The organism is Paenibacillus agri (assembly GCF_013359945.1).
In the GTDB taxonomy this organism is placed as follows: Bacteria; Bacillota; Bacilli; order Paenibacillales; family Paenibacillaceae; genus Paenibacillus_AQ; species Paenibacillus_AQ agri.
This window is the reverse complement of record NZ_JABWCS010000214.1, coordinates 129,535-144,090: the sequence shown is the minus strand read 5'-3', so window position 1 is coordinate 144,090 and position 14,556 is coordinate 129,535. Positions and strand designations below refer to the sequence as shown.

The window sequence follows — 14,556 nt, the reverse complement described above, 5'->3', positions numbered from 1 at the left end:
GGACAAACAGGGGTTAGAACAAGCCTATGGATTGCTTTTGGCCTCATTCTCTCCGTCCGGAGGTGGATCGGTTGCCTGATCTCCCCCTGGCTCGTTGAGCGGACTTAATTTGAGGGTGATAAGCTTCTTGCCATTCTTCGTACTCTCTACTTGCTCGGTTACATAACCTTCACCCTGCACAACGATTCCAACCTTCAGAAGGCTGAGCACTTCCAGCGCATCACGCAAAGACTGACCCTTCAGATCCGGAATGACTGACGAATCCCCCTCCTGACTCAGCAGATAAATCCGCTGGCCTGAAGCAAGCTTCGTTCCACCAGGCGGATACTGACTGACCACAGAAGCACCTTGGCCAACAGTCTCGAAATCATATCCACCGGCAAGCAGAAGTTCACGGGCCTCCTTTATCGTTTTCCCTTGAAGATCTGGAGCCGTGCGCAGAGCTGGTGCCGCAGCTTTGACCGGTTCTTTGCTGTTTTTATCATCTTTGGTGACGTTCTTCGGAACACCCATGTATTGCAGCGACTGGGACACAATCTCCTTGAACACTGGCCCTGCTGCCGTACCGCCACCTACCTCGACGTTCGGCTCATCAATGATAACGATCACGGCAATTTTCGGATCATTCACGGGTGCATAGCCAATAAAGGATACAAGCACCTTGGATTTCACATAGTCTTGTCCCTCAACCTTAATAGCCGTTCCCGTCTTCCCTGCTACCCGATAGCCTTCAATATAGGCATGACGTCCAGTACCTATAGTCTGGTCAGCAACTACCTGTTCCAGATAACCCCCGGTCTCCCTGGCGCTTTCCTCCGAAATCACCTGACGCACAACCTCTGGCTTAGTAACCGCCGTTTGTCCTGTATTCGGGTTGGTTACTTCCTTGACCACATGCGGAACCATCAGCTTACCGCCGTTGGCAATAGCTGCAACCGCCGTTAACTGCTCAATCGGGGTTACCTGTACCTTACCATGACCATAAGCCAGTGTGGCAAATTCAACGGGGTATTGGGGCGATACTCTACCCGTAACTTCCCCCGGCAAATCTATACCTGTTTTCTCTTTAAAACCAAAATCTTCAATATACTTCAAGAGTCTGTCCTGTCCTAGCATTTCATAGCCTAGTTTGACGAAAGCTACGTTACTGGAGCGTTTTACACCCTCAAGAAACGAGATTTGACCCCAGCCGACTTTTTTAATATCATGCAGCGCCTTGCTGTAGCCCTTAATCCGAATCGAACCAGACATGAATGTATCATCGGGCTTGAACAGCTTCTCTTGTACTGCACCGGCCAGTGTAGCAATCTTGAATGTAGAGCCGGGTTCATAAATGGACTGGATGGCATGGTTTCGGAAAGCACCTTGATCTTTAGTTTCCCAAAAAGCATTGGGATTGAAGGTAGGCATATTCGCCATCCCCAGAATCTCCATAGTATTCGGATCTGCCGCGATGACAGTCATACTCTTTGGCTTATACTGGTTAAAGGCTTTCTTCATCGCCTCTTCGATATAATACTGAATAGTACTATCAATCGTCAGCTTGAAATTGTTGCCATTAACTACCGGTTGATAGGATTCTTCGGCATTGGGCAGCTTGATTCCCTTACCGTCACTCTTATAGAGTAACTGCCCGTCCTTACCTTTCAACTGATCATCAAAATACTTCTCAAAACCCATAACCGCTTTGCCATCACGGTCTGTATAACCGAGAATATGGGCTGCAAGGGTATTCTTAGGATAATATCTCTTCTGCTCCCGTACAAATCCGATTCCCGTCTCTTGAATCTTATGCTCTTCTTTCAGCTTATCCCGAAAAGCCGCTACCTTCTCATAAAGATCCTGGTCGATTTTCCAGCCTTCGTTACGAATTTCACGGTTCTTTAAAAAATTACCGTTCTCATCCTTGGCTTCCACCAGCTTCCGCAGCTCATTTTCCGGCTTCTTCAGCAGATCCTTGAGACCGGCGATCACCTCATCGCCAATGCCTATCGTGTTTATCACCTCAGGGTTCACAACAACAGTGTAAGCAGGGACGTCGCTGGCCAGTGTGCTTCCATTGCGGTCGGTGATCAACCCGCGGGTCGCCTTAATTGTGGAAGTATGCGCCCACTGCTTTTGTGCCCGTTCCTGCCAGAAATCCCCGTTTAACACCTGAATATAGAACACCCTTCCGACCAAAACAAGAAAAAAGAGGGTAATACACCCTCCTATAAACAGCGTGCGAAGTTTTATTCTTTTAATCATACCTAACCTCACATACTCTATTATTGCGATCTTGCCAATCGCTTACTAGTTATCTCCGTCAGTAGATGTTCCTGATTTCGGAACAAATATCGTAGTATCTTCATTGGGCGGGACAAACCCCAGCTCCTTGGCCTTTTGCGGGATCAACTGCTCCAGTGTCTGCTTCTCCATCTGGTATGTAGCGATCTGCTTCTTATCTCTGGCAATTTCAGCATCCAGCTTCTGCGCTTGCTTGTTCAAATCGTAAATATGAACGTAACGCCAAATCAGGGTGACGGCTACCAGGACAAATACACTTAGAGTCAGCATGTACAGCAGCTTCTCTTGCATGGGGAGCACCATTCGCCTGGTGACTACTTTTGTCTTCTCGCGGTATAGTGGGTTCTTTTCTTCTTTTCTTTTGGGCTGGACTGCCAAGTTGCCGCGGGTATAGGCCATCTCTGACTCTCCTTTATCGTAATTTACAATTTCTCTGCAATACGCAGCTTCGCTGAACGGGCACGAGGGTTAAGCTCCAGCTCTTCTTCGGAAGGCAAGCGTGGTTTGCGATTGATCAGCTTGAGCGAGCCTTCAGCACCGCATACACATAACGGAAAATCAGGTGGACATGTGCATTTGCTGACATAACTGCTCAGAATCTGCTTGCAAATCCGATCCTCCAACGAGTGGAAGGTGATGACGGATACTCTTCCTTCAGGCGCCAGGCAGCGAACCGCCCCATGCAGCCCTTCTTCAAAGGCACCCAATTCATCATTTACAGCAATGCGCAGGGCTTGGAAACTCCGTTTGGCAGGATGTCCGCCAGTTCTGCGCGCAGCCGCAGGAATACCTTCCTTGATCAACTCTACTAATTCGCCAGTGTTCTCGATAGGCTTCTCGGCTCTCCGCGCTACAATACGTCCGGCAATCCGACGAGAGAATTTCTCTTCTCCGTATTGGAAAAGCACGCGTGCGATTTCTTGCTCGGACCAGGTGTTCACAATATCCGCTGCAGTTAACATTCCTGACTGATCCATCCGCATGTCCAGCGGCGCATCGTGATTGTAGCTAAAGCCGCGTTCCCCTTCGTCGAACTGGGGCGATGAGACGCCAAGGTCAAAGAGAATCCCATCAACCTGGGGAACTCCGTCTTTCTTCGGGACAAAAGGCACATCTCTAAGCACATATTCCAAGTCGCGGAAATTCGTCTTCACAAGAACAACTCTATCCCCGTATTCAGCCAGTTTTTCCTTGGCGTTATTCAGGGCCCAGTCATCTTGATCCAGGCAGATTAACCGGCCTTCTCCGCTGAGTTTGGAAGCGATAAGTGAGCTGTGACCTGCCCCGCCGAGTGTGCAATCTACATAGATTCCGTCTTTTTTGATGTGCAGCCCTTCTGTCGCTTCTTCTTTAAGCACCGTGATGTGATGAAACAAGCTGCATCCCTCCAGGACAGTATTCGATATTTGTGTGGTTTATAGATCAAAGTTGAAATCGACCAATTTCTCGGCAATCTCGTTGAATGATTCTTCTGACTGTTCGAAGTACTGTTCCCAAAGCTCCTTGTTCCAGATCTCCACCCGGTTAGAAACGCCTAGAATAACACAGTCCTTGTCCAGCTTGGCATACTGCCGCAAATTGCCCGGCAAGTTTACCCTGCCCTGCTTGTCCCAAACACATTCTGTCGCTCCTGAGAAAAAAAAGCGGCTGAATGCGCGGGCATCCGATTTCATCAACGATAGGGTTTTGAGCTTTTGCTCCATGATGCCCCATTCTTCCATGGGATAAACAAAAAGGCAGGAGTCAAGTCCGCGGGTCGCCACGAAGGAAGTTCCGAGCATTTCACGGAACTTGGCCGGAATAATAATTCGGCCTTTCTCGTCGATACTATGCTGGTATTCACCCATGAACATAGTTTTCCCACTCCCGCTCCCCAAATCCCCACTTTACCCCACTTTTCACCACTTAAGCATAATAGATTCGCCGTTAAAAATCAAAAACCTTTTTCCAGACCAAGGTAATTGTTTCCTAATTGTAAAATCACATCTAAGCGCCTATACATATGGTTCCAAGGTCCTGTTCTACACCTGTTTACCCCTGTATAAATTACCAGAAACACGCAAGAAACCGCCCGGCCGGAATATGCTTCCGGCAGAACGGCTTCTGCATCGTATCCACTATGCAAAGTTACATATATATCATGCGGTGGGTACCGCTGTAATCAGCAGGAACAGCCATTAGATTATCAAGCCAATCTGGTCCATAGCGGTTCAAGTAATACATGATGTTGTAGACTCTCTCCTGGAGCTTTCCTTGCGGCATTAGGGACAGCTCAATCCGTTCCCACTGGCGCAGCGCCGCTTCATTCTGCTTCTCAAGAGCATCCTGGGCTTTGGCCTGCAGGAAAGAGATCTGATCGAGGATCTTGTCCTTATTATTGCTTCCCAGCTTTAGTAGCCCGGCCTGTATGGTGCCGAGCTGTTCAATCAAAGGCTCATAAAGTGCATTGAATGCTGCTTTCGTTTCTTCAAAACGGTCTCCCAAACGAAGCTCGTCCTGCGCAGTCAGCCATTCCTGTCTCTTACTGTCCAGTCCCTGATGTACATCAGGGAATCCGATTCCGTATTTGTCCATATGCTTTTGAAGCGTCCCCTCCACCAGGGTGAAGGACATCCGCGGAATAATCAGCGGCATAGCTCCGCCCACCGTCTTAAAAGCCTTATGCGGGATAGCCCAGTAAGCAATCTCTCCCTGACCAAGCACTGTAGCCAAGGTAGGCAAGAGGTAGTCCTGCATGAGCGGCCGGGTCAGCACATTGTTACTGAACCGCTCTGGATGGGTATACAGTATATCCAGAAGTGCTTCCTTTGAAAAAGATACAGTTCCTTTACGGTCCGTAAAGAAACCATCCTTCTTGTGCAGCAGCAAGCGTGTGCCTTCATGAATATAGAACAGATTGGCACTGCCTTCCGCCACATCGGCCTGAAGCTGGTACCCGCTATCACGAATAACCGTAGCTGCATTTAGATAGGCTGTCTCCAGTTCTCCATTCTCCCGGATCAGCGTTTCAAAAAACGGCTGCTCCAACTTGCGTAGACAGGGATCAGCAGAATCAAGCAGAATCAGACCAAATTTACCAAACAGATTCCCCATCAACTTGGCGAAAAGGTCTGTCATGTTATTGGAAGCAGAAGAGGCTTCACGGATGAATTCCATAATTCCTGGTTTGAACTCGCTGTCCTGCAGCAGTTCATCCAGTTGAGCTACGGCTTGCTGCCAGCTTTCGTCTTCAACCTTGATATCGCTGACCGATGAACGGAGATCTCCGGATTTCTCAATCTTGATCTTGCTGATTTCCCCGCTGCGGTTCAGCACATAGGTATGATTGACCTCATCCCAGTCATGATCTTCCCCGGCAATCCAAAATAATGGAACAACAGGTCTTCCTAATTGCTCACCGGCTTCTTTTGCCGCTATTATGGTTGTCATTGCCTTATATATCACCAGCAGCGGACCCGTGAACAACCCACTTTGCTGGCCGCCGGAAATTACCAGTGTCCCCGGCTGCTCCAACAGTGCAAGCGAAGACTTTACCGCCTCATGTGGATTGTGTGCTTCATTATAACTCCGCAGGCAAGCTGCCACCTGCGCCCGGTCAGCACGCAAAGCCTCGCGGCTATCCAGCCATTCCGCCCGCAACGCTCTGCTGCCTTCATTACGGAAGTCACCACCGTATAAATGTTCTACCGTCTCATAACGGTTCATATAGTCCCTGGCAAGCGCAGATCCGCCCGCAAGCGGCTCCGTTACAACCTTCATTGCTGTAGCCTCCTGTCTGCTATCTCTGCTATATATAAATTAAATTACAGAGTGATAAACCCTATCTGATTGTATCCAAAGGAGGGGGTTTCGTCAAAGAATCACTTATCTTAAATTTTAATCACCATAAAAATGCACCCCTTAGGATTTCATTGGAAAACCCGAAGGTTTAATCCAATGTCTATTCTAAGGGGTGCTCTTCAAAATACTCGTGATATTATCGAGTTGATTTTGAATTCATTTAATATTAAGCAAACGCTTTGGACACAAAATGCCCTTTGGATACTTCAACCAGTTGCGAAGCTTCCTCTGAGTCCTTCTGGCCTTGCGTATAAATCGGCGATTTCAATTCATCATGGAAATGAATCCGCTTCTTGTTCGCCTCAACCTCTGGGTCCGGCTCAGGGATTGCAGACAGCAATGACTTGGTGTAAGGGTGTATCGGGTTGGAATAAAGCTCTTCACTTTCTGCAAGCTCTACCATTTTCCCCAGATACATTACAGCAACTCTGTCACTGATGTGCTTAACCATAGAGAGATCATGGGCAATAAAGAGGTATGTCAGTCCAATGCGATCCTGAAGTTCTTTAAGAAGGTTGACAACCTGCGCCTGAATGGACACGTCCAGTGCAGAAATAGGCTCGTCGCAAACAATAAATTTCGGATTAACGGCAAGCGCTCGAGCAATACCGATCCGTTGACGTTGTCCACCGGAGAATTCATGAGCATACCGGGTGGCATGGTCATGATTCAGACCAACCATATCTAATAATTCTTCAATGCGTTTCTTGCGCTCGCTACTACTTCCAGCCATTCCATGGATATCCAACGCTTCACCAATAATATCCGAAACAGTGAACCGCGGATTCAGAGATGCATATGGATCCTGAAAAATCATCTGCATATCCCGACGGAAAGCCTTCATTTTTCTTGAGGATAATTTATAGATGTCAGTTCCGTTATATTTCACGCTTCCGGCAGTAGGCTCATACAAACGAAGAACCGTACGTCCTGCTGTGGTTTTACCACAACCAGACTCACCTACCATACCTAGCGTTTCTCCCTCACGGATATTAAAGCTGACGTTATCAACGGCCTTAAGTACTTTGCCTTTACCTACATTAAAATATTTTTTAAGACCTTCTACTTCAATTAAGTTCTTACTCATAAGAACCGCACCTCCTTGGCCATCAAATGCAGATTTCAGCAATGCACCTAATGCATGTACTGAATCCTGTGACACCGGAATCGAACCATTCACATGTATGCACCTTATCACTGTAACCTACAGTGAACAGATAGCCGATCGGTGATTAAAAGAATAAGGCACTGTGTCGCTAATTAAAACAGCAACTTTCCCTGTCATCTTGCATATAACACTACTCGTCTTTAATCAGCACTCAGGACACAAAATAACACGATAGTAACCAACAACTATCGCATACCCGAAAGAATTGTGAGAATGTTGATTACAACGGATACCTGCATCATTTATATCAACCAGGTTCAGCACTCCAATACCTTATGATGGACTCAAATGCTGATCATGCTTGATATTTGGCCAGAACGATGACAACTGATTTCAATGTCAATGTTTTGACCCTTCTGAATTCTTTTTAAGTTAACGAGAAGATCAGAGGAAATCATGATTTAAACAGTTGCGCTGAAAAACACTAAACTTGTAAAATTGATTTCCCCAAATCCTTATTTTTTCAATTTAGGATCCAATGCATCCCGAAGACCATCGCCTAGAATGTTAAATGCAAGCATAGTCACACTAATCGCAGCGGCAGGGAAAATCATGCGCCAAGGATAAGTCATCCAGCCTGTTCTAGCGTCGTTAACCATAGAACCGAGTGATGAAACTGGTGCTTGAACACCTAAACCGAGGAAACTTAAAAAGGCTTCTGCAAAGATCGCACTTGGAACAGAAAGCGTAATGGTTACAATAATCGGACCAACTGCATTCGGTAACAAGTGACGGAATAATAGACGACCAGAGCTTGCACCCATTGAACGTGAAGCAAGGACAAATTCGCGGTTTTTGAGTTGCATAATCTCGCCCCGAACAATCCATGACATATTAATCCAGCCTGTAATTGTTAACGCCAATATAATTGTACCTAAACTAGGTTCTAAAACTACCAGCAATAGTATTGTAACAAGCAGGTACGGAATAGAATAAAGGATTTCTGAGAATTTATTCATAATCTCATCTACACGACCGCCAAAATACCCCATGATTCCACCGTATATAACACCGATGAACAAGTCAATCATTGCTGCTGCCAAACCAACGATAAGTGAAATACGTGCGCCCATCCAAGTCCGTACCCACATATCCCGTCCTAAATCATCGGTTCCAAACCAATGCTCTGACGAAGGAGGCTGATTAGTATTCAGCAAATCATTTGAATAGTAATTGTATTTCGAAATAAGCGGACCAACAATCGCTGCGATTATGATGATGATCATCGCAACTAAAGCTGTCATGGCCATTTTATTTTGACGCAAACGATACATGGAATCTCTCCATGCAGAAATACTTTCACGTTCTATCGTTTCGGCAACCTTCTTATCTGTACTAACTTGTACAAAATCCTCCGGTTTAAGTTGTGTGCTCTGCGATGATAATGTTTGATTTACAGACAAAACTAACCCTCCTTCCTTCCAACAAGTTTAACTCGAGGATCGATAAACACATACAAAATATCTGTTGCAAAACGTGCAAGCATAAGTAGTACTCCGTAGAAAATAGTAATACCCATAATAAGTGTATAATCCCGAACACCTATAGCTTGTACGAATTGTTTTCCGATTCCGCCGATACCAAAAATTTGTTCAATAACAACTGAACCCGTTACAATGTTAGCCGTCATCGGTCCAACATAAGTAACTACAGGCATGATTCCGTTACGAATGACATGTTTGAACATGATTTGAGCCCAGCTTAAGCCTTTAGCTTTTGCTGTCTTAATATATTCAGCATGCAAAACTTCGAGCATACTGGAACGTGTCAAGCGAGCAATAAACGCAATTGGCTGAAAACTTAACGCAGCTACAGGCAATACATAATCCAGTGGTCCTGTGAAACCCATAACTCTGAACATATGCAATTTATAAGAGAAGACATACTGGAGTAAAGCAGCGACTAAAAAGCCCGGTACCGCAATACCTAAGACCGCTATCACCATTGCTAAATTATCAATTAAGCGCCTATGATATAAGGCAGCAAGCATACCCAAAAGTACACCGATTACAACTGACACCACAATAGCAACCAGACCTAACTTTAATGAAGCAGAAAATGTTTTTCCAATCAAACCACTTACATCTTGGTTCAACTGCTTCATAGAAATCCCTAAATCACCTTGCGCAATATTACCCATGTACTTCAGGTACTGTTTCCAGACTGGTTGGTCCAAACCATACTGCTGGTAAAGTCTGGCTTGTACTTCAGGTGGAACTTTCTTTTCAGACATAAATGGATCGCCGGGTATTGCTTTCATTAGAAAAAATGTTGCAGTAATTAGAATCAAAATAGATACTAGCATGTAGAAAAATTTATTTAAAAAATAACGCACCATTCCTACTGCGCACCTCCTTTTTCGAGTTAAAACAATCCTTTTCAATTGTAGGAAAAACTAAGCCTCTTGTCCAATGCATGTTTATGGATAAGGAGGAAAAAAACAACACCATTGCACTTACACAAAAAAACGGGATATATATGATGTGTTACCACATATATCCCTAGACTTTATAACATGCACTCTTTTTTTAATACATAGTATTTGTGCAAGCTTTTAGTGTTCCAACAAATATGCTTTGGAGTAATCTACAGTACCATCATACTGAGATACCAGACCTTTGAGGTACGGCTTTTGAAGCGAGACTTGAGTGTAGTAGTAAATCGGCATAACGCCCATTTCATCTTTAATCAAAATCTCTTCAGCTTTATGGAAGCTTTCCATACGTTTAGTATTGTCTACTTCTTTATAAGCATCATCAAGCAACTTGTTGTATTCTGCATTGTCGAACTTAATGTCGTTGTTACCATTACCTGTTTTCCACATATCCAAGAATGTCATTGGATCGTTGTAATCTGGGTTCCAACCAGCACGTGCTACTTGGTAATCGCCATTTTGACGGTTTTTGATGAATACGCCCCACTCTTGGTTTTCAGTTTTCACGTCAATACCAAGGTTCTTTTTCCACATATCAGCGATGGCAAGAGCAATCTTCTTGTGACCTTCGCTTGTGTTGTAGATCAATGTAACTGGTGGCAATGTAGTGTATCCTTTTTCTTTCATACCTTCTTCAAGCAATTTCTTAGCTTCTGTGTAGTCCTCTTTGAAGAAATCATCTTTGTAATCGTTACGATATTCGCTACCTTCGGATGCACCTTTAATGCCTGGTGGAATGTAACCGAATGCTGGAACTTGTGAAGCCAAAGTTACCTTATCTACGATATCTTGACGGCTGATTGCCATGGAAAATGCCTTACGGATTTTCGCGTTGTCAAATGGCTCAGCTTTTGTGTTGAATTCATAGTAGTAAATGCTTGCAATAGCTTTCAGTGTGAAATCATCCGGCAATTCATTTTTCAATACAGGGATTTGGTCTGGTGGAATGTCACCATTTGGTGCGCCTGCACGATCAATTTCGCCGTTTTTGTAACTTAGAACTTCTGTAGAAGCTTCGTTAACAATAGTAGCAGTGATTTTATTCAATTTAATGTCGTCTTTATCCCAATACTTATCGTTCTTGGTGTACTCAACGGATTGACCCGTAATCCAGTTAGTAAGGGTAAACGGTCCGTTTGTAATCATTGTTTTAGGATCAGTTGCCCATTTCTCATTACCTTCTACCGATTTGTGAACCGGGAAGTAGGTGTAGAAGGACATCAAGTTCAAGAAGTATGCAGTCGGGTTATTCAAAGTTACTTCAAGAGTGTGCTCATCAACTGCCTTAACACCTACTTGAGAGAAATCTTTAATTTCACCTTTGTTGAACTGTTCTGCATTTTTCAAATAGTAAAGTTGTTGTGCATATGGTGGTGCTGGAACAGTTGCTGGATCAAGAACCCGTTTCCATGCAAATACGAAGTCATTTGCAGTTACCGGATCACCATTGCTCCATTGGCTGTCACGCAAGTGGAAGGTATAAACCAATCCGTCTGCGGAAATATCCCATTTCTCAGCTACGCCTGGGCCTTCTTTTCCGTCTTTGTCAATACGCACTAAACCTTCATACATTAACTTAAGAGCCACATTCGATTGGCTGTCCTGAGCTTGACCAGGATCAAATGTCGGTACATCTGCACTCATATTAAGTCTAAGCGTTTGGTCAGCAGCCAGTTTTTCGTCACCGCTACCTGTGTTTGTGTTGCCTGCCGCGTTAGTTGGGCTGGCTGTGTTGCCATTGTTTGCTTTGTTCCCGCCGCAACCAGCAAGTGCTGTGCCGATTACAAGAACTAGAGCAATCATAAGCAATAGACTTTTACTCTTCTTCATCTAGCAGTTCCCCCTAAATAGAATGTGGTATATGGTTTATGATTATACAACCAGTGGTCAAAAAAATCTAGACTAATGTTTTCTGAAAACACATTTTTTTTAAAACTTTAAAATTTTGTGACGTTGACGCTTCACCGAAGTAGCGGAACATTACATGGCTTGTGATATGTACTTTATAAGGCCTACGAACATGAACAAAACATAAAAAGTGCTCATTACGATAAAACTGAGCCGCCAAACTGCCCGTAAAATCCGTTTACCGTCCACTTTTCCTTTCATACGATTTTGCGCTCCACCAATCAGTCCAGCGGATATTAATACAATAAGTAGTATAAGATAAAAGCCGAATTTGGTACTGAATATGTTATTAAAAAGCGCGGATACCGATAGCAATAAAAAAATCGTGCTAACATCCATGGCCAGAAAAAAGGTCTTCCTCCTGTCTTTTTTCATACCTGTTCCAATAAAATAAACAAGCAAAAAAGGGACAACCGGAATAACACTTAATGTAACGAATGAATTCTGCAAAAATTCCAAGGCAACCTCACCTCTCCTCCGCGATCATACCCTCTACCAGTCGGCACATAATGCGGTGCAATGGAACCGCCAGGCCGGAACGCTCTCCCATTTCTACAAGACTGCCATTAATCCAGCGGATTTCTGTTGCCCTTCCGGCAAGAACGTCCGCAAGCATAGATGAGGTATTACCCGAAGTGGATCGGCATACCTGAGCGATAACTTCCCATGAGTCGGCTTCATAAGGGATGTCGCATGCTTCATATACTGCAATGGCTTCATTATACAGATCTCGCATGACCTGTATGCGTTCCTCAGAGGCGAGCAGTTCCCCGTTCGGAATTCGCCAAAGAGCAGTAAGTGGATTAATAACAGCATTGATCAAGAGCTTTCGGTAAATCATGGTATTCATGTCATTCGACAAAAACGCGGAGAATCCTGCAACTGAAAGTGTTTCAAGTAAATGAATTACTTCAATATCGTTCTGAGGCTCCATTAAAGGAGCTCCCGGCGAGGCTTCTGGAGGTACCTTCCCTATCCATACTTCCCCTTTTCCTGCGTGAATAACCTCTGTTAAGGTTTTCCTTTTAGCGCCTTCCGTGGTTACAGCAGCATAAATATTGCTCTCCGGAAGCAGTTTTTGCAGCAGCTCTATATGTCCGACCCCATTTTGAAAACAAACAATACTTGGACGCTCGTTGCGAAGTGACTGCAATATCCCAGGTAAATCATGATGCAGAACATTCTGTTTAACAGTAATTACAATACAGCCACCAGGTTCTCGTAAATAGGTCTCGGTAAATTCGGTCACCAAACCTGCATGAAAAAGATCGCTTTTCATTCTAATTGGCGTTCCTTCATTCTCATAGCTAATGTTGATCCCGCTGCGCAGCAGCTCGTGGACCTGTTGTCTGCCCCGACACCACAGTCTGACCTCATTCCCAGCTGAAATAAGCCGTCCGGCCAGCAGCAGCCCCAATGATCCAGCGCCTATAATATCAATTCTCATACTTGCCCCCTGCCACATTTCCCCATAGTTTCCCCTTAGTATATCCCGCCCCCCTCGGCAAAAGCAAAAGCAAAAATCCCGCAAGACAGGCCATTGCACCTGCACATTACGGGATTCTCAGCGTTGAGGAACCTTACTCGATTCGCTCCAGATTACCATTGGCATCCATCTTGAAGCGGGTCTTGAGTTCCTCTTCTTCTTCGTTCAGAAAGGCCAGCCTTCTGGCGCGATCCATAATCTGAATCAATGCTTTATAATCGTCATTTACAACCCTGTAATCCGTTTGAGCAAGATTGACTTCCTTGGACAGGCGTTCATTCTCCGTCCGCAGCTCTGTCAATTCCTCTTCCTTTTCCCGAAGATCCCGCTCAAGCATCTTTAGCTGCCGGCCGGCCTCTTGAAAAGTTCCCTTCCATTGCCTCAAGAAACGAATTACCGCATCAATGGACAATGTGTTCTCGGTTAGCCCTTCACTTCTAGCGTAATCCTCTTCCGTTTCTCCCAGGGTCAATCCAGCTACCTGTGCGCCTCTTAAGGCCGGTTGTTTCTTCAAATAACTGCGTTTCTGGCGTTGCCCTTTAGCAATACTGATCGCATCTTCATAACTCTTACGGACACAGCTGTTCCAGCGGAATCCGCAGGCAGCGGAAGTTCTGCCGATTTTTTCCCCCACTTCTTCAAAAGCAGCAAGCTGAGTGCTACCCTCCCGAATGTGGCGTAAAGTTACTTCTGCCAGGATTAGATCATCCTCTGTACTCCAAGCGTCCTGTCTAACGGCTGTCATAAAAGCCAAACCTCCTAACAACATCTTGAAATAACCATCTTCATAACCGGCAGCTCCGCCGGGTAGTGAATAGGGATAAAAGCTGCTTACTCCATTTCTATGCCTCTTAAAGAGTTCATAGAATCTATTTGATACTAAATTGTATTTCCATTTTACGTACACCTCATACGCATTATGCTTTATTAATTCTCTCAGTCCCCCCTTAAGAAAAGGTGTCAATAAAAAAAAAATCACATTTTTTCACAAATCCGCACTTTTTTTCGATGAATTCGTTTACACTCATTTCCGCAGCGGGTATAATTAAAATAAATGGAATGAAGATACATATTTGAAGGGGGACTCGCTCTTGGACCGCATGTTTCGGGTGTTGGGGTTTTTCACGCTGGCGATCGGCTTGATGGCTTTTGCCGGAAATTTGACCGAAATGGCCTTGCTCTTCTTTTTGCAAACCGCATTCTTCGTTATCCTGGGGTATCTTAAATTTACCGAGAAGACATACATTCTACTCTTCTGGGGATACATGATTGTGACCTTCACCGGCTTTAGCTACTGGACGATATTCCAGATGGGTCTCCCGTTATAAACGTAATCTACTCTAACGGAACGGACGATGCCCCCTGATCGTAAGGGGCTCTTCCGTTTTTTTGCATGCTTTTTTTTATAGGACATGGACTTAAAAACGGAGTATG

13 protein-coding genes are annotated in these 14,556 nt (G+C 44.8%); 1 reads left to right on the top strand and 12 read right to left on the bottom strand.

Annotation, left to right across the window (positions count from 1 at the left end):
- Window positions 1-24 precede the first annotated feature (24 nt).
- The 12 genes from HPT30_RS18820 to HPT30_RS18765 form a co-directional block, all read right to left on the bottom strand.
- Entirely contained in the window at window positions 25-2,247 is a 2,223-nt protein-coding gene (locus HPT30_RS18820; protein ID WP_175372876.1) for a penicillin-binding transpeptidase domain-containing protein, read from the bottom strand.
- 45 nt (window positions 2,248-2,292) lie between these two features.
- Window positions 2,293-2,685: a septum formation initiator family protein gene (locus HPT30_RS18815; RefSeq protein WP_066364151.1), complete on the bottom strand. Its 393-nt coding sequence runs from the start codon at window positions 2,683-2,685 to the stop codon at window positions 2,293-2,295.
- A 23-nt stretch (window positions 2,686-2,708) separates the two neighbouring features.
- A complete protein-coding gene (gene rsmH, locus HPT30_RS18810; protein WP_175372875.1) occupies window positions 2,709-3,662 on the bottom strand; it encodes a 16S rRNA (cytosine(1402)-N(4))-methyltransferase RsmH in 954 nt (317 codons plus the stop codon).
- 39 nt (window positions 3,663-3,701) lie between these two features.
- Complete coding sequence (gene mraZ, locus HPT30_RS18805) at window positions 3,702-4,139, bottom strand: division/cell wall cluster transcriptional repressor MraZ (protein ID WP_066364153.1); 438 nt, start codon at window positions 4,137-4,139, stop codon at window positions 3,702-3,704.
- Between the two features lie 274 nt (window positions 4,140-4,413).
- A complete protein-coding gene (gene bshC / locus HPT30_RS18800; RefSeq protein ID WP_175372874.1) occupies window positions 4,414-6,045 on the bottom strand; it encodes a bacillithiol biosynthesis cysteine-adding enzyme BshC in 1,632 nt (543 codons plus the stop codon).
- A gap of 247 nt (window positions 6,046-6,292) precedes the next feature.
- Complete coding sequence (locus HPT30_RS18795; protein WP_175372873.1) at window positions 6,293-7,213, bottom strand: ABC transporter ATP-binding protein; 921 nt, start codon at window positions 7,211-7,213, stop codon at window positions 6,293-6,295.
- A 536-nt stretch (window positions 7,214-7,749) separates the two neighbouring features.
- Window positions 7,750-8,697 (bottom strand): ABC transporter permease, encoded by a 948-nt coding sequence (locus HPT30_RS18790; protein ID WP_175372872.1) that lies wholly within the window; start codon window positions 8,695-8,697, stop codon window positions 7,750-7,752.
- Between the two features lie 2 nt (window positions 8,698-8,699).
- Window positions 8,700-9,632, bottom strand: coding sequence for an ABC transporter permease (locus HPT30_RS18785; protein WP_066364163.1), 933 nt, complete (start codon window positions 9,630-9,632; stop codon window positions 8,700-8,702).
- A gap of 216 nt (window positions 9,633-9,848) precedes the next feature.
- The gene (locus HPT30_RS18780) at window positions 9,849-11,558 is read right to left on the bottom strand and encodes a peptide ABC transporter substrate-binding protein (protein WP_175372871.1); all 1,710 of its coding nucleotides are present in this window, start codon (window positions 11,556-11,558) and stop codon (window positions 9,849-9,851) included.
- A 150-nt stretch (window positions 11,559-11,708) separates the two neighbouring features.
- Window positions 11,709-12,095, bottom strand: a complete 387-nt coding sequence (locus HPT30_RS18775) for a DUF3397 domain-containing protein (protein ID WP_175372870.1) — start codon at window positions 12,093-12,095, stop codon at window positions 11,709-11,711.
- 7 nt (window positions 12,096-12,102) lie between these two features.
- Window positions 12,103-13,083 carry a ketopantoate reductase family protein gene (locus HPT30_RS18770; protein WP_246317252.1) on the bottom strand — a complete coding sequence of 327 codons (981 nt, stop codon included), beginning with the start codon at window positions 13,081-13,083 and terminating at the stop codon, window positions 12,103-12,105.
- 133 nt (window positions 13,084-13,216) lie between these two features.
- On the bottom strand, window positions 13,217-13,867 hold the full coding sequence (locus HPT30_RS18765) for an RsfA family transcriptional regulator (protein ID WP_175372868.1): 651 nt from the start codon (window positions 13,865-13,867) through the stop codon (window positions 13,217-13,219).
- A gap of 346 nt (window positions 13,868-14,213) precedes the next feature.
- On the opposite strand from HPT30_RS18765, the gene HPT30_RS18760 reads away from it, so the two are divergent.
- On the top strand, window positions 14,214-14,450 hold the full coding sequence (locus HPT30_RS18760; protein WP_066364179.1) for a DUF2626 domain-containing protein: 237 nt from the start codon (window positions 14,214-14,216) through the stop codon (window positions 14,448-14,450).
- Window positions 14,451-14,556 lie beyond the last annotated feature (106 nt).

Excerpts from the sequence above, each read along its gene's own strand:
- HPT30_RS18770 (WP_246317252.1), bottom strand. The coding sequence starts at position 13,083 with ATGAGAATTGATATTATAGGCGCTGGATCATTGGGGCTGCTGCTGGCC.
- bshC (WP_175372874.1), bottom strand. The coding sequence starts at position 6,045 with ATGAAGGTTGTAACGGAGCCGCTTGCGGGCGGATCTGCGCTTGCCAGG.
- HPT30_RS18815 (WP_066364151.1), bottom strand. The coding sequence starts at position 2,685 with ATGGCCTATACCCGCGGCAACTTGGCAGTCCAGCCCAAAAGAAAAGAA.
- HPT30_RS18765 (WP_175372868.1), bottom strand. The coding sequence starts at position 13,867 with ATGACAGCCGTTAGACAGGACGCTTGGAGTACAGAGGATGATCTAATC.
- HPT30_RS18780 (WP_175372871.1), bottom strand. The coding sequence starts at position 11,558 with ATGAAGAAGAGTAAAAGTCTATTGCTTATGATTGCTCTAGTTCTTGTA.
- HPT30_RS18795 (WP_175372873.1), bottom strand. The coding sequence starts at position 7,213 with ATGAGTAAGAACTTAATTGAAGTAGAAGGTCTTAAAAAATATTTTAAT.
- HPT30_RS18820 (WP_175372876.1), bottom strand. The coding sequence starts at position 2,247 with ATGATTAAAAGAATAAAACTTCGCACGCTGTTTATAGGAGGGTGTATT.
- HPT30_RS18785 (WP_066364163.1), bottom strand. The coding sequence starts at position 9,632 with ATGGTGCGTTATTTTTTAAATAAATTTTTCTACATGCTAGTATCTATT.
- mraZ (WP_066364153.1), bottom strand. The coding sequence starts at position 4,139 with ATGTTCATGGGTGAATACCAGCATAGTATCGACGAGAAAGGCCGAATT.